Genomic DNA, 26,010 nt, shown 5'->3' on the forward strand with positions numbered 1-26,010 from the left:
TCAGCATTCTTCGACACTTTTCGACACAAACGGCAGCACTGACAACGACGTAAAACCAAGGAGACAGGCCATGACCATGCAACCCCGCACCCTGCTCGTCGCCGTCGCGCTCGCGACCGCCGCGTTCACGGGCGCGCTCGCGACCCCGGCACAAGCCGGCACGCTCGAAGTGAATATCGCGTTCAAGGGCGCGAGCCAGCGCGCCGTATGGACCCAGGTGATCGACGAGTTCAAGAAGACGCACCCCGGCACGGACGTGAAGGTGTCGTTCGTCGATGAGGAAGCGTACAAGGTGCAGTTGCCGAACTGGCTCACGACCGCGCCGCCCGACATCGTGAACTGGCACAACGGCGAGCGCATGGCGTTCTACGCGAAGCGCGGCCTGTTCGAAGACCTGAGCGGCGACTGGCAGAAGAACGGCTGGGACACGATGTATGCGTCGACGAAGGAATCGTCCACGTACAACGGCAAGCAGTACGCCGCGCCCACGGTCTATTATTCGTGGGGCATGTTCTATCGTAAGGACCTGTTCCAGAAGGTCGGCATCGCGAACGAGCCGAAAACCTGGAACGAGTTTCTCGACGACTGCAAGAAGCTCAAGGCCGCCGGCATCACGCCGATCGCCGTGGGCGGACGCGACGCGTGGACGCTCGCGGGCTGGTTCGATTATCTCGATCTGCGCCTGAACGGCAACAAGTTCCACCAGCAGCTCATGGCGGGCGAAGTGCCGTACACCGACCCGCGCGTGAAGAAGGTCTACACGACGTGGAAGCAGCTGCTCGACGCGGGCTATTTCATCGACAACTCGCTGTCCTACGACCTCGACGCCGCGCAGCCGTTCCTGTTCCAGGGCAAGGCCGCGATGATGCTGATGGGTACCTTCATCACGGGCGGTTTCAGCCCCACGGTGAAGCAGCAGATGGGCTACTTCCAGTTCCCGATCATCGACTCGAATGTGCCGACGGCCGAAGACGGTCCGGTCGAATCGCTGCATATTCCGGCGAAAGCGAAGAACAAGGCCGACGCGCACGCGTTCCTCGCCTTCGCCGAAACGCCTGAAGTGGGCGCGCAGCTCGCGAAGGGTCTGGGCTCGCTGTCGGCCAACAGCAAGTCGCCGGAACCGGAAGACGCGATCTCGAAGATCGGCTTCCAGATTCTCGCGAACACGAAGGGCGGCATCGCGCAGTTCTACGATCGCGACATGACCAAGGAAATGGCCGACGAAGGCATGAAGGGCATGCAGCAATTCATGGCCGATCCGACGAAGATCGATTCGATCCTCGCGCAGCTCGAAGACGCGCGCAAGCGTATCTACAAGAAGTAAGCCGATGGCGGCGGCGCGCGCGTTGCCCACGCGATGGCTGTATGCCGCGCGCCGCCTCATGATTCGCACTGGAGGTTTGTGGTGGTTCGCCCCGTGACTTCAACGATCCGTGCCTCGCACGACACGCCCAACGCGTCCGGCCCTTCGGGTGCGTCGGGTTCCGGCAACGGCCACTCGAACGCGCCGGCCGCCGGCCGCCCGAACCGGCGCATCTCGCCCACCGCGCGCCGCCAGCGCCGCGCCGCCTGCCTCTTTCTCGCGCCCGCCTGCATCATGGTCGCGATCTACGTGGTCTGGCCGATTCTCTCGACCATCCGCCTCTCGTTCTACAACTGGGACGGCATGAGCGACGCGAGTTTCGTCGGCCTCGCCAATTACATCGAACTCTTTCACGCGCCCACCTTCTACACCGCGCTGAAAAACAACGTCATCTGGCTCGCGCTCTTTCTGCTCGCGCCGCCGATGGGGCTCGCCATTGCGCTCTATCTGAACCAGGCGGTGCCGGGCATCCGCATCGTCAAGTCGCTGTTCTTCGCGCCCTTCGTGCTCTCGGGCGTGGTGGTCGGGCTCGTGTATTCGTGGTTCTACGATCCCACCTTCGGCCTGCTCGCGCTGCTGCTCGGCCACGGCATTCCGGTGCTGGGCGACCCGCACTACGCCACGCCCGGCATCATCTTCGCGGCGCTCTGGCCGCAGACGGCGTACTGCATGATCCTCTACCTCACCGGCCTCACGACGCTCAACAGCGAGCAGATCGAAGCCGCGCGCATGGAAGGCGCGAAGGGCTGGTCGCTGCTGTGGCACGTGATCCTGCCGCAACTGCGGCCGACGACCTTCATGGCCGTGGTGGTGACGATCATCGGCGCGCTGCGCAGCTTCGACCTGATCTCCGTGATGACGGGCGGCGGCCCGTTCGAAAGCTCCACGGTGCTCGCGTACTACATGTACGACCAGGCCATCAAGTATTACCGGCTCGGCTATTCCGCCGCGATCGCCGTCGTGCTGTTCGCGATCATGCTGCTCTACATCGTCTATCACCTGCGCCGTCTGCTGAAGAACGAGCACTGATCGAGCCAAACCGAGGACACGCTCATGTTTCCGATTCCCGTCGACAAATGGAAGCCCGCGCCGCGCCGGCTCTACAAGCTCTCGCTGCCGATCGCGCTCGTGATCTGGCTGCTGCCGATGCTCGCCGTGCTGATGACGTCCGTGCGCTCCACCGACGAACTCAACGAAGGCAATTACTGGGGCTGGCCGCGCCACTTCGCGATGTTCGACAACTATCGCGAAGCGCTCACCGCCTCGCCGATGCTCCATTACTTCTGGAACAGCGTGCTGATCACCGTGCCTTCGGTGGTCTGCGCGATCGCGCTCGCGGCGATGGCCGGTTTCGCGCTCGCGATCTATCGCTTTCCGGGCAATTCAGCGTTGTTCGCGACCTTCGTCGCGGGCAATTTCGTGCCAATCCAGGTGCTGATGATTCCGGTGCGCGACCTCACGCTCAAGCTCGGCCTCTATAACAGCGTGGGCGGCCTGATTCTGTTTCACCTGTCGTTTCAGACCGGCTTTTGCGCGCTGTTCCTGCGCAATTTCATCAAGCAGTTGCCGTTCGAACTGGTGGAAGCGGCGCGCATCGAAGGCGCGAACGAATGGACCGTGTTCTTCCGCATCATCCTGCCGCTGATCCGCCCGGCGCTCGCGGCGCTCGGCATTCTGGTGTTCACGTTCGTGTGGAACGACTACTTCTGGGCGCTGTGTCTCACGCAAGGCGACGACGCCGCGCCGATCACCGTGGGCGTGGCCGCGCTCAAGGGTCAATGGACGACGGCGTGGAATCTGGTGTCGGCGGGCTCGATCCTCGCGGCGCTGCCTTCGGTGGCGATGTTCTTCGCGATGCAGAAGCACTTCGTCGCGGGGCTGACGTTCGGGGCGACGAAGGGGTGAATGCGGGGTGAGTGTGGAGGGGAGCGGGCGGCGCGCGTACACAGCGCCGCCTGGTCGTACCTAAACGGACAACACCAGTTCGGTGTATTTCGACAGATGCGCGTCGGCGGTCATGAGCCGCAGCGGTTCGGTCAGCGCCTGCGCAACCAGCATGCGGTCGAATGGATCGCGATGAATGTCGGGCAGGCTGCGCACGCGGGCCGCATGCAGCGCGCGCACCGGCAACTCCCGGAAACCGCTTGCCTCGATCTGCTCGACGAGCTGTTCGATATCCACGTCGAGCTTTCCGAGGCTGGATTTAATCGACGCTTCCCAGATGCTCGCGCTGCTGACGTAGACCTCATCGGCGTCGAGGATCAGCTTGCGCGCCGCCTTGCTCAGCTTCCGGTCGTCCATCAGCGCCCACAGATAGACATGCGTATCGAGCAGCAAACGCATTAGCGGCCCTCGAAATCGGCGATGACGTGGTCGGGCAGCGGGGCGTCGAAGTCGTCCGCAATCCGGATCTCGCCCTTCATGCCGCCGAACCGGCGTCTGGCCTTCAGCGGCTCGATGGGCACGAGCCGCGCGGCGGGCTTGCCGGCCTTGGCAATCACGATCTCCTCGCCGTTCGCGGCGGCATCGACGAGCCGCGAGAAATGCGTTTTCGCTTCGTGAATGTTGACCGTGGACATGGCGGCGCTCGTCTGAAATCCGTGGAAGTTAGTCCATCTTAGTCCACTCCTGGCCGCCGAACAACCTGGCCGAATGGGTAACCTTACCGGCCCCCATTTACCGCACTCCCTAACCGCGCTCCGGACTTTACGGACTTGACAGCGCCGAAAGCCTACAAAAACAGCAGCTTAGCGCGCACCGGCGAGATGCTCGCCGCGCGCCCACGCGCAAAACCGCGAAGCCCGGTGCGCCGCCGTGTAAACTGCTGCCTTTTTTGCCTGTTGTGGTATGGTCCCTCCCCCGCAAGGTCCGGCTAAGCGCACGTCGCTAAGCGGTCCGGCCCTCGTTCGCATTCTGGCGCGCTTCGGTGAAACCGAGGTGCTCGCGTCGGAGCAGCCGCTCGCGGACCGGCTGAGCCAATGGCTCGGCTGGACCGACGCGATCGCGCTCTCGACGGTGCTGTCCGCGCCTGCCGCGAGCATGGCGGCGGCAGCGGGCGCGCGCACGAATGGCGCCGACGAGGCGCAACGCGGTCTCGAACTGCGTTCCGCGCTCTCGAAGGCGATTGCCTGCGACGCCCTGCTCGCGCCCGCCAAACGCGCGCTGCGCGGCGCGGCGCTCGCGCAGGCGCGCGCACAAGTGCCGGAAACGCCCGAGATGGACGCCGATTTCGCGCTCTATCGCCAGTGCTACCTCGCGCTGCAGCAGAAGATGGAGAGCGACATCGGCGACCTGCGCACGCGTCTGCGCAGCCGCCTCGCCGTGCAATCGGCGCCGATGGCGAAGCTCGCGACGCTCGACGCCGCCATGGAGCGCTCGCTCGCTGCGCGTGAACGCAGCCTGCTCGGTACGGTGCCGGGCCTGCTGGGCGCGCATTTCGAGCGTCTGCGCAAGGCCGCGAAAGCGGCGCAGGCTGAGTTAGAGGCGCAAGCCGACGCCACAAAGCAGGCGGAAGCACCGACCCAAGCGCCAACCGCAGCACCCGCAGCCACGCCAGCCGCCGACACCCCGGCAGGCGCCGCCGCCCAATCGCCCGCCGACCGTGGCGCGCCCGGCCCGCAGGCCTGGCTCGACACGTTCCGCAAGGATATGCAGAGCGTATTGCTCGCCGAACTGGATGTTCGGTTTCAACCGGTCGAAGGGCTCATCGCCGCCCTTCGCGCCCGCTAGCCCAAGCACTATGTCCAGACTTCGAATCGATCTCGTTGTGTTCTTCGCCGGTCTCGTCGCCGTGTGCTGGATCGCCGCCGGCTACGCCGGCACGAACACGCCCGCGCTCGCCGTCACCGTGCTGATCGGCGCCTTCTACGTGGGCGGCGCGCTCGAACTGCATCGCTACCGCAAGGCCACGGCGACGCTCGCTCAGGCCGTCAGCGGCCTCGCGAAACCGCCGGCCACCCTCGGCGGCTGGCTCGACACGCTGCATCCGAGTCTGCGCAGCGCCGTGCGCGCACGCGTCGAAGGCGAGCGCGCCGCGCTGCCGGGCCCGTCGCTCACGCCCTATCTGGTCGGCATGCTGGTGCTGCTCGGCATGCTCGGCACGCTGCTCGGCATGGTGAACACGCTGCGCGGCACCGGCGCGGCGCTCGACGGCGCCACCGATCTCGACGCCATCCGCGCCGCGCTGTCCGCGCCGATCCGCGGCCTCGGCTTCGCATTTGGCACCTCGATCGCGGGCGTGGCCAGCTCGGCCATGCTCGGCCTGCTTTCCGCGCTGTGCCGCCGCGAGCGCATCGAAGCCGCCCAGCGCCTCGACGCGCAGGTCGCGACCGCGCTGCGCCCGTTCTCGCACGCGCATCAGCGCGAAGCCAACTTCGCGCTGATGCAGCGCCAGGCCGAAGCGATGCCCGCGCTCGTCGAGCGTCTCGAATCGATGATGCAGGCCATCGAACGCCAGGGCGCCGCACAAGGCGAGCGTCAGCTCGCTAGCCAGCAGGCGTTCCTCGGCAGCGCCGAAGCCACTTACACGCGTCTCGCGGCCTCGGTTGGCGAAGCGCTCAAGTCGAGCGCGGCGGAAAGCGCGCGCGCCGCGGGCCAGGCGTTCGCGCCGGTCGTCGAAGCGACGATGGCCGGCCTCGCGCGCGAAAGCGCCGCGCTGCACGGCACGCTCACGCAGGCGGTCGAGCGCCAGCTCGACGGGCTCACGGCGGGCTTCGAAGCCAACACCGCGCGCGTCGCCGGCATCTGGACCGACGCGCTCGCCGAACAACGCCGCTCGGGCGAAGCGCTCGCGCGCGATCTGCACGACGCGCTCGAACGCTTCAACGCGAGCTTCGAAGCGCGTTCCGCGAGCCTGCTGCAAGACGTGACGACGCGCCACGCCAGCGCGAACGCCGAAGTCTCGCAGGCGTGGCACGATGCGCTTGCGCGTCAGGAGCGTGCGGGCGAAAAGCTCGCGGGCGACAACCAGCAGGCGCTCACGCAGGCGGCGGCGACCTTCGAGCAGCACGCGTCGGCGTTGCTGCGCGCGGTCAACGAAGCGCACGCCGACCTGCAAACGCAACTGGTCGCGCACGACGAAACGCGTCTCGCGGCGTGGACCGACACGCTCGGCGCGATGGGCGCGACGCTGCGCGACGAATGGCAAACGGCCAGCGCGCAGGCGACGCAGCATCAGCAGGCGATCTGCTCGACGCTCGAACAGACCGCGAATGCGATCGCCGCGCAAACGGGCACGCACGCGAGCGGCGCGATCGCCGAAATCGCGCGCGCGGCCGAGTCGGCTTCCGCTGCGTGGCAGGCCGCGAGCACGCAGGCGGCGGAAAAACAGCAAGCCGTGTACGACGCGCTCGCGAAGACCGCGGGCGATATCGCCGCGCACGCCGAAGCGCATACGAACAGCACGATCGCCGAAATCACGCGTACGGCGCAGGCCGCGTCGCAAGCGTGGCAAACGGCAAGCACGCAAGCGGCTGAGCGTCAGCAATTCATTTGCGATGCGCTCGCGAAAACCGCCAACGATATCGCCACGCAAACCGAATCGCATGCGAGCGGCACGATTGCGGAAATCGCGCGTGCTGCCGAAGCGAATGCAAACGCATGGCAAGCCGCGAGCACGCAAGCGGCTGAACGTCAGCAATTCATTTGCGATGCGCTTGCTAAAACGGCAAACGATATCGCCACGCAAACCGAATCGCACGCAAGCGGCACGATTGCGGAGATCGCACGCGCTGCCGAAGCGAATGCGAATGCATGGCAAGCTGCGAGCACGCAAGCGGCTGAACGTCAGCAATTTATTTGCGACGCGCTCGCGAAAACCGCCAACGATATCGCCACGCAAACCGAATCGCACGCAAGCGGCACGATTGCGGAAATCGCGCGCGCTGCCGAAGCGAATGCAAACGCATGGCAAGCCGCGAGCATGCAAGCGGCTGAACGTCAGCAATTCATTTGCGATGCGCTTGCTAAAACGGCAAACGATATCGCCACGCAAACCGAATCGCACGCAAGCGGCACGATTGCCGAAATCGCGCGCGCTGCCGAAGCGAATGCAAACGCATGGCAAGCCGCGAGCACGCAAGCGGCTGAACGTCAGCAATTCATTTGCGATGCGCTTGCTAAAACGGCAAACGATATCGCCACGCAAACCGAATCGCACGCAAGCGGCACACTCGCCGAAATCGCGCGCCTCGTCGATGCGAACGCCGCCGCCTGGGAGCGCGCCAGCACGCACGCCACGGAACGCCAGCAGGCAATCTGCGACGCGCTCGCGCAAACCGCGACCGATATCGCCACGCAAACCGAAGCGCACGCCAACGGCACCATCGCCGAAATCTCGCGCCTCGTCGAAGCCGCCTCGGAAGCGCCGCGCGTGGCCGCCGAAGTCGTCGCCGAACTGCGCCAGAAGCTCTCCGAGAGCATGGTTCAGGACACCGCGATGCTCGAAGAGCGCGGCCGTCTGCTCGCCACCGTCACCACGCTGCTCGACGCCGTGAATCACGCGAGCACCGAGCAGCGCACGGCGATCGACGCGCTCGTGCAGACCTCGTCGGGTCTCATGGAACGCGTGGGCGCGCGCTTCGATCAGCAGGTCGAGACCGGCGCGCAGACGCTCGAAGGCGCGGCCGCCCAGGTGACGGGCAGCGCCGTCGAAATGGCGAGCCTCGGCGATGCATTCGGCCAGGCCGTGCAGCACTTCGGCGAGTCGAACGACAAGCTGATGACGCAGTTGCAGCGTATTGAAACCGCGCTCGACAAGTCGCTCGCGCGCAGCGACGACCAGCTCGCCTACTACGTCGCGCAGGCGAAGGAAGTGATCGATCTGAGCCTGCTGTCGCAGAAGCAGATCGTCGAGAACCTGCAACGCCTGAGCATTCAGGCGGGAGCTGAAGCCGCATGAACGACGAGATCGACGGCGGCGCGGAGCCGACCGCGCCGGTCTGGGCCGCATTCGGCGACCTGATGGCGGCGCTGCTGGGCGCGTTCGTGCTGATCCTCGTCGGCGTGATCGGCATGCAGCTCGAAGCGTCGTCGAAGCTCGCGAGCGAGGTCAAGCAGCGGCAGATCGAAACGCAGCGCCGCAAGACGCTCGAACAGGCGCTCGCCGGGCCGCTCGCGGCCGGACGCGTGACGCTCGTGAACGGGCGCATCGGCATCAGCGGCAATGTGCTGTTCGCGCTGAACTCCGATCAATTGCAGCCCGAGGGCCGCGAGTTGCTCAAGAGTCTCGCGGGGCCGCTCGCCGCGTATCTGCACGACCGCGACCAGATCCTGATGGTCAGCGGTTTCGCCGACGACCAGCAGGTGCACGCGGGCAATCGCCGTTTCGCGGACAACTGGGAGCTGTCCGCCGAGCGCGCCTTGACGGTGACGCGCGCGTTCATCGACGCGGGCGTGCCTGCGCGTTCGGTGTTCGCGGCGGCGTTCGGTTCCGAGCAGCCCGTCAGTTCGAACGCCGACGAAAGCGGCCGCGCGAAGAACCGTCGTGTGGAAATCGCGGCCGTGCCGCGTCCGGCCTCGGCTGCGCCCGCGGCGAATGCTCATGAATGACGATACGCCGGTTGCGGCATCAACCTCGGTGTCCGCGCGCGCGACGCTCGATGCGTGGCGCGAGCAAGGCGCGGATCGGCTCGACACCGTGCGCTATGCGCTGATCGACGCGCTGGAGCAACGCGCGAGCGCGCATGACGGCGCGGCGCGTCACGTGCTCGACACGCGCATCGATACGCTGATCGCCGATTACGCGGCCAGAATCGAGCAAGCGGCAGCGACGCATGCCGCGTGCGCTGAGGATGAGGCGCCCGCCAAAGACGATCCGCAGCGCGCATTCGCGACGCTCGCGGCGGACGCCTCGCGCGACGCCCGCAACGGACCGCCCGCCGATCTGCTCGACTACTTCCGCGACGTCTGGTCGAAACTCAGCGCCGACCAGCAGGTTCAGCAGTCGCTCGATCAGGTGCCGAAAAACGCCGGCCCGCTGAATTCGAGCAGCCTCGTGCACCGCGCGCTGCTGCTGATGCGCGAACTCTCGCCGGGCTATCTGCGCCAGTTCCTCGCGTATGCCGACGCGCTGTCGTGGATCGAGGATCTCAACGGCGGCAACGCGCCGCTAGCGAAGGAAGCGCCGCGCGCGAGCGCCGCGAAGAAAACCACGCGCAGCCGCGCGAAGTAAAAGCGAAGCGGGCGGGCGACGCACGGCCCGCTTCGTCGGCGAACACGCTATCCGCGCATTTCTGCGCCTTTCTGTGCATTCCCCCCGCTCCCAAGTGTCCGGCCACGCACGACGCGTGGCATCGCGTTCCCGTGGCATGATCCAGGCGTTCTCCCAGTTTCCGTCCCGGGTACGTCACGCTTCTGGAGCGCGCCACCATGTCCCGTTTCACGCCGAGCACTCCCGCCTCGTCTGCGTCGCCGCTTTCCGCTGAATCCCGCCTCACACGCCGCGCCCTGAGCCCCGTCGCCGCGCTCGCTGCCGCCGCCGCGCTCGCCTGCACGGCCTTCGCGCTCTCGCCGCTCGCCGAAGCCTGCACGCGCGCGCTCTACGTCGGTGACAGCGGCCTCGTCATCACGGGGCGCACGATGGACTGGTCCGAAGACATGCGCTCGAATCTCTGGGTGTTCCCGGCGGGCATCGAACGCACCGGCGAAGCGGGCCCGAAATCGCCGCGCTGGCGCTCGAAATACGGTAGCGTGGTCGTCTCGGGTTACGACATCGGCAGCGTGGACGGCATGAACGAGCGCGGCCTCGTGGCCAACGCGCTGTACCTCGCGGAGACAGATTACGGCAAGCCGGACTCGGGCCGCCCGCCGATGGCGATCAGCCTGTGGGCGCAATACGTGCTCGACCGCTACGCCACCGTGAGCGAGGCCGTCGACGCGCTCGGCAAGGAGCCGTTCCAGATCATCGCGCCGCCGCTGCCCGGCGGCAAACCGGTTTCGATCCACCTCTCGCTCTCCGACGCAAGCGGCGACTCGGCGATCCTCGAATATCTCGACGGCAAGCTCGTAATTCATCACGGCAAACCCTACAAGATCATGACGAACTCGCCGATCTACAGCGAACAGCTCGCGCTCGACACTTACTGGAAGAGCGTCGGCGGCCTGAGCTTCCTGCCCGGCACGAACCGCGCCGCCGACCGTTTCGTGCGCGCCTCGTTCCTGCTCGACGCGATTCCCAAGAGCCCCGATCCGAATTACATGGCGGGCGTGCCGCAGCAGAACGGCGCGTTTCAGCAGGTGGCGAGCGTGATGAGCGTGATGCGTTCGGTGAGCGTGCCGCTCGGCATCCGCACGCCCGAGACGCCCAATCTTTCCTCGACGATCTGGCGCACGGTGGCCGATCAGACCGATCTCGTCTATTACTTCGATTCGGCCACGCGCCCCGACACGTTCTGGGTCTCGCTGCGCAAACTCGATCTCAAGCCCGGCGCGCCGGTCCTGAAACTGACGATCGATTCGGGCCAGATGTTCTCGGGCGAGACCGCCGACAAATTCGTCGCTACGCCTTCATTCACGTTCATGCCGGCGCCGCCGCCCTGATTCGACTCGATCACGGCGACGCCAAATAATTCGGCATCCGTACTATTTATTTGACATGCCGCGTCAATGCGGCGACGCGGCCGCCGGATGCGGCACGTAAGTCACATCGCGCAGGCTGCGCGCGTACTGTTTGGGCGCTATGCCCGACCAGCGCCGGAACGCGCGAATAAAGGCTTTTTCCGACGCATAGCCCACGCTGGTCGCGATCTCGATGAGCCGTCGCCGCGAGTCTCGCAGCGCGCCGCTCGCCACATACATGCGATACGCGGTCAGATGGCCGATGGGCGTTTCCTCGACCAGTTCGACGAAGCGCGCGCTGAAGCGCGATCGCGACATGCCCGCCGTGGCCGCCAGCGATTCGACCGTCCAGTCGCGCTCCGGATGCCGATGCAGTTGCGCGATCGCGCGGCCGATCTGCGGGTCCATCAGACCGCGCAGCCAGCCGGTATGGCTGATCGCCGACGCCAGATGCGCGCGCAGCAACTGCACGAGCAGCACATCCGCGAGACGCGCGGCCGCGACGGCCCACCCCGGCTGGCAAGCCATCGATTCGCGGATGAACGACATCAGCGTGTCGGCGAGCCAGGAACCGACCGCCGCATCGTGCTTGCGCACGTGAATGAGCGGCGGCAGCACCGAAAAGAGCGGATTGCGCACGGCCTCGCGATAAAACACGATGCCCGTGTAGAGATCGCAGACCGCGCCGCCGCCGCCCGCGTTCAGGCGCAGCGGCGTGTCGAAACTCGGCCGGATACCGGCACGCGCGACGAGGTCGTCGAACCGCTCGGGCGCGACGCCCGCCGCCGAGGCCAGCACGTGCGCGTGGCCATGCGGCAGCAGCACGAAGTCACCCGGCTCCACGCGCAGCGGCGCCATGCCCTCCACGCTGATGATGTAGGGCTCGCCGAAGCCGGTGCGAAACACGGCGCCCTCCACCGCGGGTTTGTCGAACGCCCACGGCGCAGTGAGCGAGAAATGGCCGGTTACCACCGCGTCGGCGCGCAGGTCGGCCAGCGCGCCGCTCAACAGGTCAGTCGCCATTTGTCTCTCCGAAAAACTTGTTTTTGCGCGGCGCGGCCGTTGCGCCGCGCCGCGTGTTTGCTTCGGCGTGCACCGCGTCAGAAGCGCTGCTGAATGCCCATCATCGCGCCGAACTGGTTCGCGCCCGTCGTGACCGTGCCGGCGGCCGCCACCGCATTCGCCGCGAGCGCGCTGTTCAGCATGTACCCGAGCGAAGCATAAAGCGTCGTGCGCTTGGAGATGAAATAATTCGCGCGCGCGACCAGCAACGTCGAGCTCGACTGCTCGCGCAGAATGTAACGCAGCGCCTGGGCGTCGAACGCGACGGTCGGCGTCAGGTAGTAGTTTGCGCCCAGAAAAAAGAGGTCGGATTGCGCGTGCGTCGTCGCCGCCGTGTTGCGACGGATCCAGCCGCCGCCGATCTTGCCGGAGCCGAATTTTACATAGCCGTCGACGATCACGCGCTTGTCGGTATCCGCGCTGCTCACGAGCGGCGCCGACGCGCCGGGTCCGCCGTACATCACGTCGTACGATGCCGCCGCGCCGCCCCACGCGCTGTCGTAGGCGAGCATCATCGTGTACTGGCGGCAGGCGACGGCGTCGCCGGCCAGCTGGCCTCCGCAGTTGGTCGCCGAGGGACCGGCCGGGCCCGCCGCGTCGCGCCCGAAGCTGTAGGTGCCACCAACCGTCACGCCGTGGAATTTGCCGAGATAGCCCACGGCGTTGTCGCTGCGCGCGTTCGGCAGATAGCTGTCGAAGCTCGCCATCGAATGGATCGACGGGCCGATCACGTCGGCGTTGAGCAGCACGTACATCGACATGTTCATCTGGCGGCCGAGCGTCAGCGTGCCGTAGTCGCTGCTGATGCCGAGGTTCGCCTGCCGTCCGAACAGGCGGCCGCCGTAGTTGAGCGCACCGCTATTGGCCGCGAAACCGTTCTCGAGCACGAAGAACGCCTTGTAGCCACCGCCGAGATCTTCCTGGCCGCGCAGACCGAAGCGCGACGGCACCTCGCCCGTGAGCGTCGGCATGCCGACGAACGAGCCGCCTTTCGCCGCGTTGTTATAGAACTCGATGCCCGTATCGACGATACCGTAGAGCGAAACGCTGCTTTGCCCCCATGCGAGCGCCGACGCGCTCGCCAGGCACGCTGCTGCAACCCTTTTCTTCATGCCGATCTCCGAACCGATTAATTAGTGATACTTATGTATTGTGGAAATGCCGGACCGTGGAGCGTTCCCGGCTTGCTACGTGCGAGAGAATCAGTTTGTGTTGCTATTGTTGTTGCCCGGTGCCGGAAACCGTTGCGCTTTGCGCGGCGTACCGCACGTGCACGTATTCCCTCCCCAGAAGCCGACTTGAATCGCGCTTCAAAAGCCTGCGGCGATGTGTGAAATTCTTGGGGTGGACAAAATCACCGGCAATGGCGTGAAGGCTCAAAAAAGTTGCCGATCGTCTCTTTTAATTGAGCGCGATGGAATGGGATGTCGGTTTACAGGTTTTCCCTTAAACCCTTTTATGGTGCGGATTCCAGACTTTTAGCGCAGACGAATGCACCGTAATAGTGATTCATCCGCGATTGACCGTTTCATATATGGAATAGAAACGGGATTGTAGACGCCATAGCACAGTTAGCGGCGAATCAATCGACAATCAAGTGAATGCACAAAAAGCGATGCGCAAAAAAAATCCCGCCGGTTCCTTGCGGAAACGGCGGGTAAAGCGGAAAGGCGGGGGACCTTCCCGGGACCAATCGTGCTGAACGCACGCTTCAGCTCAAACGTTCATCACGAAACTCAACATGAGGCTCGTCACAAGCGTCATCGCGCAGTTTCAGTGCGCGCGGCGTAGCGCCGTACGCAATTGCAGACCAAAGGCGCGCGTCAGTCGCTCGTGTGCGATGCGATCGAGTTCACTACGCATCACCGCCATGCCCACGCCGGCTATCGACAACAGATCGTCCACACTGTCGACCAGCCAGCGCATCACATCGCGGTCGAACGCTGCACCGAGCGACTCGGCACGCACCCGCCGCGCGACGCTCGTGCGAGCCGGCCGTCTCGAACCGTGCCGCTCCGGCCGACGGCTCAGCAGCAGATCGGTGGCCGCAATGAGCTTGCTGTTCTGCTCCGCGTCGCGCACCATGCCCGCATAGACGAGCCGTTCACCGAGACTCGCGATCAACTCACGCAGCGGCGAATTGCGCAGCGCCCACACGTTGCCCTGCAACGCGAAGCGCACACCCGGCAACTCGAGCAGCCGCGCAATCAGCGGCGTCCATGACAGATCGCCCGCGTCGAGCAGCAGATCGACATCGGCCGTCACCAGCAGGCCGTCTTCGCCGATCTTGAACGCTTCGCGTGCGAGCTTGCGCTGCGGCGGCGCGAACTGTCCGTGCCACGGATCGGGCAATACCCTCACCGCGCGCTCGCCGATGCATTCCCCACGCAGACGCTCGTTGAACGAGAGCAGCGTCGCGTCCATCGCTTCGATCGCCTCGATCGCGTTCTGGCCGAGATGCGGCGACGCGCTACCATTCAGTTCGCCCGCCACGAAGTCGTCGCTGTTGTAGAGAAACACGAAGCGACGCGTGCGCGCGAAACGCTCGCCGCGTTCGTCGAGGCGAATGGCGAGCGCATCGAGATAATCGTCGGCGCCCAGCAGCACGAGATCGGCCGGCTGATTCGAGCGCGCATCGGGCAACACATCTTCGGCGGCGTCGAGCAAGGCTTGCGCCGCGTCGTCGCCGAGCACACGGGTATTCGCGCCGTCGAAATTCAGACGCGACGCCACGAACCGCACATCGGTCCACGTCGGCGCAATGCGGCGCGCGAGTTCGCTGCACGCGAAGTCCTCGCGCGTCACGATGAAAACAGGCCGACGCGATCGCTCGCGCACCGCGGAAATCGCACTGGCGAGCACATTGAGGCGAAAGCCTCGCGCAACGGGTTCGACAAAAATGACAGGCGCGGTGTCGGCCATGCGGGAACTCAAGCCGCCTGCGCGATGCCGGGCAGCGTCGCGAGATACTCGCCGAATTCGCCGGCCACTTCCGGATGCCGCAACGCGAATTCCACCGTCGCCTTGAGATAGCCGATCTTGCTGCCGCAATCGAAACGCGTGCCGCGATACTTGTAGGCCAGCACCTGTTCGTCCGCGAGCAGCGCCTCGATCGCGTCGGTGAGCTGCAACTCACCGCCCGCGCCGGGCTTGAGCGCACGCAGATGCGAGAACACGCGCGGCTTGAGCACATAGCGGCCCACCACGCCGAGATTCGTCGGCGCGACTTCCGGCGCGGGCTTTTCGACGATGCCCGAAATCTTGATGATCGACTCGCCCCATTCGCGGCCATCGACAATGCCGTATGACTTCGTATCCTGCGGGGGGATTTCCTCCACGCCGATCACCGAGCTGTGATAGTGATCGAACACGTCGATCATCTGCCTCATCACGGGCGGCTGCCCGTAAAGCAGATCGTCGGCGAGCATGACGGCGAACGGATTGTCGCCCACGAGTTTTTCCGCGCACAGCACTGCATGACCCAGACCCAGCGCTTCGGGCTGGCGCACGTAAAAGCAGTCCACGTGACTCGGTTTGATGCTGCGAACGAGTTCGAGCAGTTTCGCCTTGCCGCGCGCTTCGAGTTCCGCCTCGACTTCATACGACTTGTCGAAGTGATCCTCGATCGCGCGCTTGCTGCGCCCCGTCACGAAGATCATCTCCGTGATGCCCGCGGCCATCGCTTCTTCCACGGCGTACTGGATCAGCGGCTTGTCGACGACCGGCAGCATCTCCTTGGGGCTGGCCTTCGTCGCGGGAAGAAAGCGGGTTCCGAGACCTGCAACTGGAAACACTGCCTTGGTGACCTTCAGCATGGGTAAGTTCGCGTTCGTAAGGTGGTTCGGCGCGAGCACGTCACTCGCGTTTCTGGCGGCTGTGCGAACAGACTAGGCGAGCGAACTTCCCTGCAACGGCACGCGGCGGAAAACGCCCCGGTTTTGGCTACTCACTCCACAAACGTCGCACTTTTTACGCATTCAAGACACGTTCTTCGCGATTCAATACGTGGTCCCTATGCGATGTCGAAAACGGAAAACATCCTGGCCGATCACGCCAGCTTGCTCCGGCGACACGCTCGCGCGCCAAAGATGCAGCAGGCCCGTGGCGATTGCGTCAACACATCGCCATCGATTCCCGAACCACATCGCTTGAATCATCCATCCAGAGCCATGAAAGTCACTATCGTTGGAACCGGGTACGTCGGGCTCGTGACCGGCGCCTGCCTTGCCGAACTCGGCAATCAGGTGCTCTGCCTCGACGTCGACGCCGGCAAGATCGACCTGCTGAACGGCGGCGCCGTTCCCATCTACGAACCGGGTCTCGCGGAGATCATCGCGCGCAATCGCGAGGCGGGACGTCTGCGTTTCTCGACCGATATCGCCGCCTCCGTGGCGCACGGCGACATCCAGTTCATCGCCGTGGGCACGCCGCCGGACGAAGACGGTTCCGCCGATCTGCAATACGTGCTCGAAGCCGCGCGCAACATCGGCCGCCATATGACGGCGTTCAAGGTCATCATCGACAAATCGACCGTGCCCGTCGGCACCGCCGACAAGGTGCGCGCCGTCGTGGCCGAAGAACTCGCGCTGCGCGGCGCACAAGCCGAATTCGCGGTGATTTCGAACCCGGAGTTCCTCAAGGAAGGCGCGGCCGTGGAGGACTTCATGCGTCCCGACCGCATCGTGATCGGCTATGAGCCCGACGTGGCGGGTCTGCGTGCGAAGAGTCTCGTCGAGCAGCTTTACGCGCCGTTCAACCGCAACCATCAACGCACGCTGCACATGGACGTGCGCTCGGCAGAATTCACCAAGTACGCCGCCAACGCCATGCTGGCCACGCGCATTTCGTTCGTCAACGAACTCGCGAATCTCGCCGATCGCGTCGGCGCCGATATCGAACAGGTGCGTCGCGGCATCGGCTCGGACCCGCGCATCGGCTACAGCTTTTTGTACGCCGGTTGCGGCTACGGCGGTTCGTGCTTTCCGAAAGACGTGCACGCGCTGATGCGGACCGCCAACGAATACGACATGCAGCTCGATGTGCTCGCCGCCGTCGAACGCGTGAACGAGCGCCAGAAAAGCGTGCTGTTCGACAAGATTCATCGTCACTTCGACGGCCAGCTCGCGCAGCGCCGTTTCGCGATCTGGGGCCTCGCCTTCAAGCCGAATACCGACGACATGCGCGCCGCGACGAGCCGCGTGCTGATCGCCGATCTGATTCGCGCGGGCGCCTCGGTGAACGTCTACGATCCGGTCGCACTCGACGAAGCGCGCCGCACGCTCGCCGAGGATCTCACGCCCGATGAATTCGAGCACGTGCGCTTCTGCCGCGAACGCGACGCCGCGCTTCAACACGCCGAGGCGCTCGTGATCCTGACCGAGTGGAAGGAATTCCGCAGCCCCGATTTCGAGCAGATGAACGCGGCGCTGAGTCAGCCGGTGGTCTTCGACGGCCGCAATCTCTACGAGCCGACGGTGATGCGCGCACACGGCTGGACCTACTACACGATCGGACGCGATACGGCCAGCACCGCTGCTTGAACGGGCGGCTTTAAGGCGGGACGACCGGCTGGTCGTCCCGCCTCTTTTTTTGTCCGCTGGATTGCCGGGTGAGGATGCCTGAAGCGACGCCTAATGTGACGCTTCAAGTGACGCCTAATGTGACGCCTCAAGCGACGTTGCAAGCGCGATCAGCGGCAAGCGCCGCCGCTACCGCTCGACGTGCCGATGGTCGCGAGCGACGGCAAGCAGCCATAAGCGCCCGCGCCGCGCGCCATGCCCAGCGACGTGCCCGGCATGCCCGCACCGCCCGAAAACGCGCCACCTGAGCGCGCCGCGCCCGCCATCGACGGCAACGTTGCCGCGCCGATTCCCGAAGCGCCAGGCAATCCGCTCATGGCCGAAGCGCCCGCCACGCCCGATACGCCCAGCGCGCCCGCAATCGCGCCCGTGCGCACCGAACTCGCGAGACGCGCCTGCGAAGCCACCGAAAGCGGATCCTGGCTCGCGGCAATGTCGCGCAAATAGCTGTCCGGCGAACTCTGCTCGATCATCGCCATATACGGATCGCTCGAATGATGCGCGCGCCGCTGGGCGCGCTGCGTAGTCGTTTGCAGACGCGACTTCGTGAGCGGCGAAGCAAAAGTATCGCCGATCATTTGCGCGTGCGCGCTCGGTGCGCCGGACAGCGTCAGTGCAGTCGTGATCGCGATCGTCGATACAAGAAGAAGGCTCCGGCCGGAATCAATGGAAGTCATGTCGTACCCGAAAAATCCGGCTGTCCGCGCTCGGACGCATCGGCCGGTCGATGATGAGTGTGCAGCGTGCGAAAAGTGCTCGGCGTCTCGCCGAAGTGCCTGCGGAACAGCTTGGCCAGCGCGCCGCCGCTGCCGACGCCACAACGCCGTGCGATCGTGTCGATGGGCAGCACGGTATCGGCAAGCAATCGGCACGCCATATGCAGGCGCACGTAAAGCAGGTAATCGGAAGGGGTCAGGCCGAATTCGGCCTTGAAACGGCGCAGGAAATTACGCTCGCTCATCGTCACGAATTGCGCGGCCTCGTCGATGCTCACCGGTCGATGGCAGTTCTCCTTGAACCAGCGCGCCGACGCGCGCATCTTCGCGCTCGTGCTGATCGTGCCGATCGTAGAGAATGCGCCGCCCGCACCGCGCGCCGCATCGGCAGCCACGGCGTCGAACGAGTGTGCGGCCTCCGCGCCCAGCGCCTGCTCGACGATCTCATGCAAGGCGTCCGGCAGCGGCGCGGCGATGTCCTGAAAGCTCGGCAACGTCCCGCTCGCCGACAAACCGTGCGCCGCGGCCCGCCGATGACCGGCCGCATCGAGCAGCCGTTGTCCGTCGCCTGGCGCGATCACGTGTTCCGCGAGCGCCGCGGCCCGGCGCAACCAGCCGATCAGCGTCTCGTCGCGCAGGGCATCGTCCACGCCGGGACCATCGGCCACGAACAGCGCGTGAAAGCGCGCCTGCGCACGCGTGGTCAGCATGCTCTCGGTCCACACATAGACCGACGACGACGCCGCGATGCGCCCGCCCAGCGTCGACAGCAGCGCAACGTTAAAGCGCGTGGGCTCGGACACCTGCGCTCCGGCGAGCTCGTTCGCACGCTGGAGCGCCTCCACGATGCGCGCGACGCGCGGCAGCGCGAAACCGTCGAACAAGGCAATACCGATGGTTTTCACGGTGTCGTCCTGGCGCATGCGCGCGTCCGCGTCCGTGTGGCGCGTGCGGCGCGTGCGGCGCGTGCGGCGTCAGCCTTGCGCCTGATAACGATAGCCGTAACCGTAGCCATAGCGCGTGGCGCGGAAGCCGTTGAACACCTGCCCCGTCACGCGGATGCCCGACTGATTGAGGCGCTTCATGGTCTCGGCGAGCTGATGGCGGCTGGTCGTATCCGCGCGCGAGACGACGAAGGTCGCGTCGCAGACCTGGGCGAGCGTTACCGCGTCGCTGACCGGCAGCACCGGCGGCGAGTCGACGATCACGTAGTCGTAGCGCGTGGCCGCTTCCTTGAGCATGGCCGCGAATGCCGGGCGCTCGAGCAGTTCGCCCGGATTCGGCGGCAACGCGCTGCCAGCGGGCAGCAGATCGAGGCCGTCGAAACCGGTCTGCACGAGCGCATCTTCGAGTTGTGCGTCGCCGGCGAGCACGTTCGCGAGCCCCTTGTACGACGTATTGGCGCTGAAGTAACGCCGCGCCCCGGCACGCCGCAAGTCGGCATCGACGATCAGCACGCGCAGGCCCTTGAGCGCGAGCACATAAGCGAAATTGAGCGCCACGAAGGTCTTGCCGACGCCTTCGGTCGGCCCCGTGAACAGGATCGAACCACCTTCCTTGCCAAGCAGCGAGAAGCGCAGTGTCGTGCGCAGCGAACGCAACGCCTCGACGCTGGGGTCGCCCGGGCTGCTGCTCGCGAGCAGCGCGACGGGCTGAGCGGACTGGCGTTTGTTGCCGCGTCGTTGGCCTCTGGCCGCCTGCGATTCGGCCGTGCTGGCAGGCACCACGGCGAAGATCGGCGCCTGGCCCACGCGCTCGACATCGAGCGGATCGCGCAAGGTGTCGCGCAACGCAGCCAGCGCCTGAACCACGAGGAAGGCCAGAAATACGCCGCCGAACACGCCGCCCGCGAGCACGATGGGCGTCTTCGGCCACGCCGCCGAATCCGGCCGCGCCGCGAAGTCGATCACCGAAACATTGCCGGTGGTGCCCGCCTCGGCCACTTCAAGCTGCTGCGCGTTCGCCACAAGCGCCGTATAAAGCTGCGTGTCCACCGCCACGTCGCGCGCGAGACGCAGATAATCCTGCTGCGTCGAAGGCAGCGCCTGCACCTGTTTTTCGACATCGCGCAGCGCGCCGTCAAGGACCGAGTCCTGCGCTTCGAGCGTTTTCACGGCCGGATGACCGGGGCGGAACTGTTCGCGCGTGGCCTGCAGATTCAGGTCGATCAGCGTCTTCTGCTTGGTCAGGTCGACTGCGCGCGTGAGCAGCGCCTCGGTCTGTTCCTCGATGTCGATCGTCTTGGTGCGGATGCGATAAGCGTTGAGCCGGTCCTCCGACTGCGCCAGTTCCTCGCGAAACGCGGGCAGCTTGCGGTTGAGAAACTCGAGGCTCAGACGCGACTGCTCCGCGCGATGCTTGATGTTGAGCGCCACGTAAGCGCGCGCGACCGCGTTCGCAAACGCCGCGGCAAGACCCGGTTCGCTGTTCTTCACCGAAAGCGCGATCATCGACGAACCCTTGGTCGTCTCCTGCACCGTCATGCGCTTGCGCATCACGTCGATGGTGTCGTCGAGCGACGACTCGACGAGCGTGAACGACGCGCCGGGCCGGCCGTGCAATTCGCGGATCTCGATGAAACCGGGCGCAGGACCGAAATCAGTGGGCGCCTCGAAGGCCACGCGCTGATTCAGCGCGCCGCGCGCGAGCAGGTTGCCGTCGCGATCTTCGAGCGTCCAGCGCCCGCCGCCCTGCGCACGCACGCGAAATTTCTTGCCGTACAGCACGCGCGGCGCATCGAACGCACTCAGCACGAGACGTTCGCCGCCCCACGCGAAGCCGGTGAGACCGAGCGGCGCGTCGGCGATGCCGTCGGGCGGCGTGTAATAGCGGCCATACAGACGACCGAGCAGCGGCACGCGATTCGCGACCTTCACGGTCGTCCGCGCCTGCGTCGCATCGATCGCCGGTTCGAGCACGGCGCGCGAGGTGAGAATATCCAGTTCGCCGTCGATCGGTTTGTTCAGGCTCAGCGCGCTGGCCACGTCGGAGAGCGCGCCGAGCGCGGAGCCCTGCTGCTCGTCGACCTGAATCAGCGCGTCGGCCTTATAGACCGGCGCGGCCACCAGCAGATACAGCACGGCAAGCGCAACAACGCCTGCGGTAATGCCGTAAAACAAACGGCGGTGGCTGAGCACGTTTTGCCAGAGCATCAACAGGCTGACGTCATCGTCGGACCGGTCTTGCGCCGCGGCATTGGCCAGCATGTTGGGCAGTGTCGATTCGGACTTCATGTGGGGTTCCCGCGTCAAAGGGAAAGTTGCTGATTCAGCGCGGGCAGCCAGCTCCACGCGCTGAGTTCGATGAGGTCGAGCGTCGCGTCGAAGCGCGCCGCATCGCCGCCAACCGGATCGTCGATTTCGCGGTCGAGCCAGTGCCCGAGCGTCCAGAGCTTGCGCGCCGCCACCGGGTACCGGCGGATGATCTCCAGCCGCTGCGAACGCTCCATCGCGAAGGCCAGATCGGCCCATTCGAGCATCGGCTGGGACAAGCGCAGCGCGTTGGCTTCGTCTGGCAAACCGTAGCCGCGCGACGAGAGCGCCGCGCGCGCGAGCGGATGCGCGGGCGCGCCGCTCATCGCCTCCACGCCCGCCGAATGAATCTGCGCGTCATACACGTCGGCCAGCACGTGACGAAACACACTCTCGGCCATCGGGCTGCGGCAGACATTCGCGTGACAGATCAGCAGTAGCTTGAGCGGCGGCTTCGTCATTTGAACGCCTCGGTGCCCAGATAGAGCGAGCTGGCGAACGGCAGGATCTGCGAGACCACGCGATAAAAACGCGTCACGTGCGCGGCGTCGACGAACACCACGTCGCGCGGCTGGAGTTCGAAGCGGTCGCCGAGCACGAGCATGCCGGGCGACGCCGCGTCGAGTTGAAAGACGTCGACGGTCCGTCCCGGCCCCTGGCGGAACACATAGACCTGCGAGGCATTCGCCGAGATGCCGTTCAGACCGCCCGCATCGGAAAGCGCCTCGGACAGCGAAAACGGCCCCACCGGCATGATCTGCGAAACAGGCTTGTTCACTTCGCCGAGCACGAAGACTTTCTTCAGGCGGCGTTCCGGCAGATTGATGACGTCGCCGTCTTCAAGCATGACGTTCTGTGAAACGTCGCCGTCGTAGAAGAACGCGTAGAGATCGAGCGGATACACCTTGCCGCCGCGATTGAGCGTGGCCGCCGACAGATCGGCGCCCTGGCTGTAACCGCCCGCGCCCGAGATCGCATCCGAGACGCTTTCGGGAACGTCCGTAAGCGAGATCGTGCCCGGCGTATGCACCGCGCCCGACACATAGATCTTCTGGCTGCGATACGACGCGATCGACACATCCACCTGCGGATTCGACACCGCCTTGTCGAGACGTTTGAAAATGTCCTGGCGAATCTGATCGACCGTCAAACCCGCCACCTTCACACGACCGATATATGGGTAATAAATCGTGCCGTCGGTTTGCACGACGCGGCCATTCGGATCGAGATTGCCGCCTGACGTCGCGGCGGGCATGCCCGTGCTCTGCGTTGCGCCCACGGAGACGATCGACGTCGTGAGCGCCGAAAAACCCGGGTTATTCAGCTCGGGATGATCCCAGACGATCACGCGCAACACGTCGCCGCTGCGCACGCGATACGCCGAGGGCACCACGCGCGGCAGTGCGGATGGCGCAAACGGTGCGGCCGCAGCCGCCGCCAGTTGCGCGATCATTTCCCCATTCAACGCGTGCAGCCGGAACGTGATGCCGTTCTGCACGATCTCCGCGGGCGCGGACTGACCGTCCGCCTGTGTTGTTGTGTCTTCGCGCGGCGCCACGCCCATATACGGACCGGGCGCGAGCACGCAGCCGCCGAGCGCCAGCGTGGCCGCCCAGGCGACGCCGTTTCGCAACAGGCCCGCTTTGAATGTTTCATTCAGACGCGCCGATATTTGATTCGGAATACCAGGAATCATGCTTTGCTTACTCGTTTGAGCATCCATCTCTTCGCGCTCCGATGCAGCCGCGAGCGCCCCCATTTAGTCCTGCATTGGTCCAGCCACGATCATGAGCGGCGAACCGGTGGACACGGCGTTCCGCCGGCCGCCGCCTTCCTTCTTCAGTACACGTCTGCGTGCGCGAGGCGCGCGGCTGCTGCGTCTTTCGGCGCGATCACCGGTTCGCCCTGGAAACCCCACGCGATGTCGAGTTCGGGATCGTTCCAGAGCAACGTGCGTTCGTGCTCGGGATACCAGTAATCGGTGGTCTTGTAGAGAAACTCGGCGCGCTCGGAGAGCACGACGAACCCATGCGCGAAACCCGGCGGCACCCAGAATTGCAGCCGGTTCGCGGCAGACAGATGCACGCCGGTCCAGCGCCCGAACGTGGGCGACGCGCGGCGCAGATCGACCGCCACGTCGAACACCTCTCCCACCACCACGCGCACGAGCTTGCCCTGCGGACGCACCACCTGATAATGCAAACCGCGCAGCACGTTGCGCGACGACACCGAATGGTTGTCCTGCACGAAGCGCAGACCGCCCGCCACCTGCACCTCGAATTCGCGCTGATTGAAGCTCTCGAAGAACAGGCCGCGCGCGTCGCCGAACGCGGCGGGCTCGATGATCTTCACGTCTGCGATCGCCGCGGATCTCACGTTGATCGTCATGACGTGACCGCTCCCACGAGCGACTTCAGATACACGCCGTACGCAGTCTTGCGCAGCGGCTCGGCGAGCCGTTCGAGTTGTTCCGCGTCGATCCAGCCCTGCCGGTAAGCGATTTCCTCGGGGCTCGACACGAGCAGCGCCTGACGCTGCTGCACGGTGGCGATGAACATGCCCGCATCGATCAGCGACTGATGCGTGCCCGTATCGAACCATGCAAAACCACGGCTCAACGTTTCGAGTTGCAGATCGCCGCGCTCCAGATAATGACGATTGACGTCCGTGATTTCGAGTTCGCCGCGTGCCGAAGGCGCGATGCCCGCGGCGATTTCGCAGACATCGCGATCGTAGAAATACAAACCCGTCACCGCATAATTCGAGCGCGGCACTTCGGGCTTTTCTTCGATCGATACGACCTTGCCCGACGCGTCGAATTCGACCACGCCATAGCGCTGCGGGTCATGAACGTGATAGCCGAATACCGTTGCGCCGCTTTCGCGTGCATCCGCCGCGCGCAGATGTGCGGTGAGATCCGCGCCGTAGAAAATGTTGTCGCCGAGAATCAGCGCCGAGGGGTGATCGTCGATGAACTCGCGGCCAATCACGAAGGCCTGCGCGAGACCGTCCGGCGAAGGCTGCACCGCATAACGGATGCTCACGCCCCACTGGCTGCCGTCGCCGAGCATCGCGCGAAAACGCGGCGTGTCGTCGGGCGTGGAGATCAGCAGAATGTCGTCGATGCCCGCCATCATCAGCGTCGAGAGCGAGTAGTAGATCATCGGCTTGTCGTACACGGGCAGCATCTGCTTGGAGACGACACGCGTGATCGGATAAAGCCGCGTGCCGGAACCACCGGCGAGGACGATGCCTTTACGCTTCGTTTTCATCGCTTATGCCCGTTCGAGTTCGTTGCTGAAATACGCCTGCCGATAGGCGCCGGAGAGAATCGCGTCGACCCACGCTTCGTTGTCCACGTACCACTTCACCGTGCGCGCGAGACCGGTGTCGAAGGTCTCCTTCGGCTGCCAGCCGAGTTCGCGTTCGAGCTTCGTTGCGTCGACCGCATAGCGGCGGTCGTGGCCTTTACGGTCGGTCACGTAGGCAATCTGCTCGCGATAGCTGCCGCTCGCGCGCGGACGCAGCGTGTCGAGCAACGCGCAGATGCGATTCACCACGTCGACGTTCGTGTGCTCGTTGCGCCCGCCCACGTTGTAGGTCTCGCCCGGCGTGCCGCGTTCGAGCACCGTGCGAATCGCATCGCAATGGTCGCCCACGTAGAGCCAGTCGCGCACGTTGAGGCCGTCGCCGTACACCGGCAGCGCCTCGCCGTGCAACGCGCGCTGGATCATCAGCGGAATCAGCTTCTCGGGAAACTGGTGCGGACCGTAATTGTTCGAGCAATTCGTGGTGAGCGTCGGCAGACCGAAGGTGTGATGCCATGCGCGCACCAGATGATCCGAGCCCGCTTTCGAAGCCGCATAAGGACTGTTCGGCGCGTGCGGCGTGGTCTCGGTGAAGGCGGGATCGTGCGGTGCGAGCGTGCCGTAGACCTCGTCGGTCGAGACGTGCAGGAAACGGAATGCGTCGCGCTGTGCGACGGGCAGCGCGATCCAGTACGCGCGCACCGCTTCGAGCAGCGTGGCCGTGCCGACCACATTGGTCGCCACGAAATCGTCGGGGCGATCGATCGAGCGATCCACATGACTTTCGGCCGCGAAATGCAGCACCGCGCGCGGACGATGCTGTTGCAGCACGGCGTCGAGCGTGGCGCGGTCGCCGATATCGGCCTGCACGAAATGGTGACGCGGATCGCCATCGAGCGGACGCAGCGTCACGTAATTGCCCGCGTAAGTGAGCTTGTCGAGATTGACGACGGGCTCGTCGTTGCGCGCCAGCCAGTCGATGACGAAATTGGCTCCGATGAAGCCGGCGCCGCCGGTCACAAGGATCATGTTGAGCACTCGTTGAGTTAGGAAAGAGGCCGCGAAGATGGCCCGAAGCGCCACGCTCGCGCAAGCCGGTCGGCCATGACGCAGTGCACGAAAAGCTAAGCCAGCGGATCGCTATGTTAGGTGCACTGATCGCGCCGATTCGGTCAT

Annotated in this window: 23 protein-coding genes; 9 read left to right on the forward strand and 14 right to left on the reverse strand. The window is 65.2% G+C overall.

What is annotated here, in order from left to right:
• The first annotated feature begins 70 nt into the window (after positions 1 to 70).
• The 3 genes from SB764_RS21170 to SB764_RS21180 all read left to right on the forward strand — a co-directional run bounded on the left by SB764_RS21170 (position 71) and on the right by SB764_RS21180 (position 3,268).
• A complete protein-coding gene (locus SB764_RS21170; RefSeq protein ID WP_110326434.1) occupies positions 71 to 1,324 on the forward strand; it encodes an ABC transporter substrate-binding protein in 1,254 nt (417 codons plus the stop codon).
• A gap of 93 nt (positions 1,325 to 1,417) precedes the next feature.
• Positions 1,418 to 2,392 carry a carbohydrate ABC transporter permease gene (locus SB764_RS21175; RefSeq protein WP_410864763.1) on the forward strand — a complete coding sequence of 325 codons (975 nt, stop codon included), beginning with the start codon at positions 1,418 to 1,420 and terminating at the stop codon, positions 2,390 to 2,392.
• Positions 2,393 to 2,416: 24 nt separating this feature from the next.
• Positions 2,417 to 3,268 carry a carbohydrate ABC transporter permease gene (locus SB764_RS21180; protein WP_065057895.1) on the forward strand — a complete coding sequence of 284 codons (852 nt, stop codon included), beginning with the start codon at positions 2,417 to 2,419 and terminating at the stop codon, positions 3,266 to 3,268.
• A 60-nt stretch (positions 3,269 to 3,328) separates the two neighbouring features.
• Here SB764_RS21180 and SB764_RS21185 read toward each other — a convergent pair whose 3' ends face one another.
• Together SB764_RS21185 and SB764_RS21190 are read right to left on the reverse strand one after the other, a co-directional pair.
• Positions 3,329 to 3,706 carry a type II toxin-antitoxin system VapC family toxin gene (locus SB764_RS21185; protein WP_321891125.1) on the reverse strand — a complete coding sequence of 126 codons (378 nt, stop codon included), beginning with the start codon at positions 3,704 to 3,706 and terminating at the stop codon, positions 3,329 to 3,331.
• Positions 3,706 to 3,942: a type II toxin-antitoxin system Phd/YefM family antitoxin gene (locus SB764_RS21190; RefSeq protein ID WP_065057893.1), complete on the reverse strand. Its 237-nt coding sequence runs from the start codon at positions 3,940 to 3,942 to the stop codon at positions 3,706 to 3,708. Before SB764_RS21190 ends, SB764_RS21185 begins: the two co-directional genes overlap by 1 nt.
• A 268-nt stretch (positions 3,943 to 4,210) precedes the next feature.
• On the opposite strand from SB764_RS21190, the gene SB764_RS21195 reads away from it, so the two are divergent.
• From SB764_RS21195 to SB764_RS21215, 5 genes are all read left to right on the forward strand, one after another.
• A complete protein-coding gene (locus SB764_RS21195) occupies positions 4,211 to 5,092 on the forward strand; it encodes a DUF3348 domain-containing protein (RefSeq protein WP_065057892.1) in 882 nt (293 codons plus the stop codon).
• Positions 5,093 to 5,102: 10 nt separating this feature from the next.
• The gene (locus tag SB764_RS21200; RefSeq protein WP_410864766.1) at positions 5,103 to 8,261 is read left to right on the forward strand and encodes a DUF802 domain-containing protein; all 3,159 of its coding nucleotides are present in this window, start codon (positions 5,103 to 5,105) and stop codon (positions 8,259 to 8,261) included.
• Positions 8,258 to 8,911 (forward strand): OmpA family protein, encoded by a 654-nt coding sequence (locus SB764_RS21205; protein WP_183040511.1) that lies wholly within the window; start codon positions 8,258 to 8,260, stop codon positions 8,909 to 8,911. The genes SB764_RS21200 and SB764_RS21205 overlap by 4 nt, the downstream gene beginning before the upstream one ends.
• Positions 8,904 to 9,533, forward strand: a complete 630-nt coding sequence (locus SB764_RS21210) for a DUF2894 domain-containing protein (RefSeq protein ID WP_410864768.1) — start codon at positions 8,904 to 8,906, stop codon at positions 9,531 to 9,533. Before SB764_RS21205 ends, SB764_RS21210 begins: the two co-directional genes overlap by 8 nt.
• A gap of 197 nt (positions 9,534 to 9,730) precedes the next feature.
• Entirely contained in the window at positions 9,731 to 10,900 is a 1,170-nt protein-coding gene (locus SB764_RS21215) for a linear amide C-N hydrolase (protein ID WP_080180341.1), read from the forward strand.
• Positions 10,901 to 10,963: 63 nt separating this feature from the next.
• On the opposite strand, the gene SB764_RS21220 is transcribed toward SB764_RS21215, so the two are convergent.
• The 4 genes from SB764_RS21220 to galU all read right to left on the reverse strand — a co-directional run bounded on the left by SB764_RS21220 (position 10,964) and on the right by galU (position 15,795).
• On the reverse strand, positions 10,964 to 11,941 hold the full coding sequence (locus SB764_RS21220) for an AraC family transcriptional regulator (RefSeq protein ID WP_410864770.1): 978 nt from the start codon (positions 11,939 to 11,941) through the stop codon (positions 10,964 to 10,966).
• Between the two features lie 77 nt (positions 11,942 to 12,018).
• Positions 12,019 to 13,092, reverse strand: a complete 1,074-nt coding sequence (locus tag SB764_RS21225) for a porin (RefSeq protein WP_410864772.1) — start codon at positions 13,090 to 13,092, stop codon at positions 12,019 to 12,021.
• Positions 13,093 to 13,753: 661 nt separating this feature from the next.
• A complete protein-coding gene (locus SB764_RS21230) occupies positions 13,754 to 14,902 on the reverse strand; it encodes a hypothetical protein (RefSeq protein WP_410864774.1) in 1,149 nt (382 codons plus the stop codon).
• A gap of 8 nt (positions 14,903 to 14,910) precedes the next feature.
• Positions 14,911 to 15,795 carry a UTP--glucose-1-phosphate uridylyltransferase GalU gene (gene galU, locus SB764_RS21235; RefSeq protein WP_065057886.1) on the reverse strand — a complete coding sequence of 295 codons (885 nt, stop codon included), beginning with the start codon at positions 15,793 to 15,795 and terminating at the stop codon, positions 14,911 to 14,913.
• Between the two features lie 354 nt (positions 15,796 to 16,149).
• Here galU and SB764_RS21240 point away from each other — a divergent pair, with 354 nt between their 5' ends.
• Positions 16,150 to 17,520 carry a UDP-glucose dehydrogenase family protein gene (locus tag SB764_RS21240; RefSeq protein WP_065057885.1) on the forward strand — a complete coding sequence of 457 codons (1,371 nt, stop codon included), beginning with the start codon at positions 16,150 to 16,152 and terminating at the stop codon, positions 17,518 to 17,520.
• 149 nt (positions 17,521 to 17,669) lie between these two features.
• Here the strand turns inward: SB764_RS21240 and SB764_RS21245 are convergent, their stop codons facing one another.
• From SB764_RS21245 to rfbB, 8 genes are all read right to left on the reverse strand, one after another.
• Positions 17,670 to 18,236, reverse strand: coding sequence for a hypothetical protein (locus SB764_RS21245; RefSeq protein ID WP_410864776.1), 567 nt, complete (start codon positions 18,234 to 18,236; stop codon positions 17,670 to 17,672).
• The gene (locus SB764_RS21250) at positions 18,233 to 19,198 is read right to left on the reverse strand and encodes a helix-turn-helix domain-containing protein (protein ID WP_321870352.1); all 966 of its coding nucleotides are present in this window, start codon (positions 19,196 to 19,198) and stop codon (positions 18,233 to 18,235) included. Before SB764_RS21250 ends, SB764_RS21245 begins: the two co-directional genes overlap by 4 nt.
• A gap of 51 nt (positions 19,199 to 19,249) precedes the next feature.
• Positions 19,250 to 21,508 carry a polysaccharide biosynthesis tyrosine autokinase gene (locus SB764_RS21255; protein WP_074986519.1) on the reverse strand — a complete coding sequence of 753 codons (2,259 nt, stop codon included), beginning with the start codon at positions 21,506 to 21,508 and terminating at the stop codon, positions 19,250 to 19,252.
• Positions 21,509 to 21,522: 14 nt separating this feature from the next.
• Positions 21,523 to 21,987, reverse strand: a complete 465-nt coding sequence (locus SB764_RS21260) for a hypothetical protein (RefSeq protein ID WP_065057881.1) — start codon at positions 21,985 to 21,987, stop codon at positions 21,523 to 21,525.
• A complete protein-coding gene (locus tag SB764_RS21265) occupies positions 21,984 to 23,159 on the reverse strand; it encodes a polysaccharide biosynthesis/export family protein (protein WP_410864779.1) in 1,176 nt (391 codons plus the stop codon). Before SB764_RS21265 ends, SB764_RS21260 begins: the two co-directional genes overlap by 4 nt.
• 206 nt (positions 23,160 to 23,365) lie before the next feature.
• Entirely contained in the window at positions 23,366 to 23,914 is a 549-nt protein-coding gene (gene rfbC / locus SB764_RS21270; protein ID WP_322006958.1) for a dTDP-4-dehydrorhamnose 3,5-epimerase, read from the reverse strand.
• A complete protein-coding gene (rfbA, locus tag SB764_RS21275; RefSeq protein ID WP_065057879.1) occupies positions 23,911 to 24,798 on the reverse strand; it encodes a glucose-1-phosphate thymidylyltransferase RfbA in 888 nt (295 codons plus the stop codon). Before rfbA ends, rfbC begins: the two co-directional genes overlap by 4 nt.
• Before the next feature lie 3 nt (positions 24,799 to 24,801).
• The gene (rfbB, locus tag SB764_RS21280; protein ID WP_410864781.1) at positions 24,802 to 25,863 is read right to left on the reverse strand and encodes a dTDP-glucose 4,6-dehydratase; all 1,062 of its coding nucleotides are present in this window, start codon (positions 25,861 to 25,863) and stop codon (positions 24,802 to 24,804) included.
• Positions 25,864 to 26,010 lie beyond the last annotated feature (147 nt).

The sequence above is a fragment of the Paraburkholderia sp. SIMBA_027 genome, assembly GCF_046535315.1.
GTDB lineage: Bacteria > Pseudomonadota > Gammaproteobacteria > Burkholderiales > Burkholderiaceae > Paraburkholderia > Paraburkholderia tropica.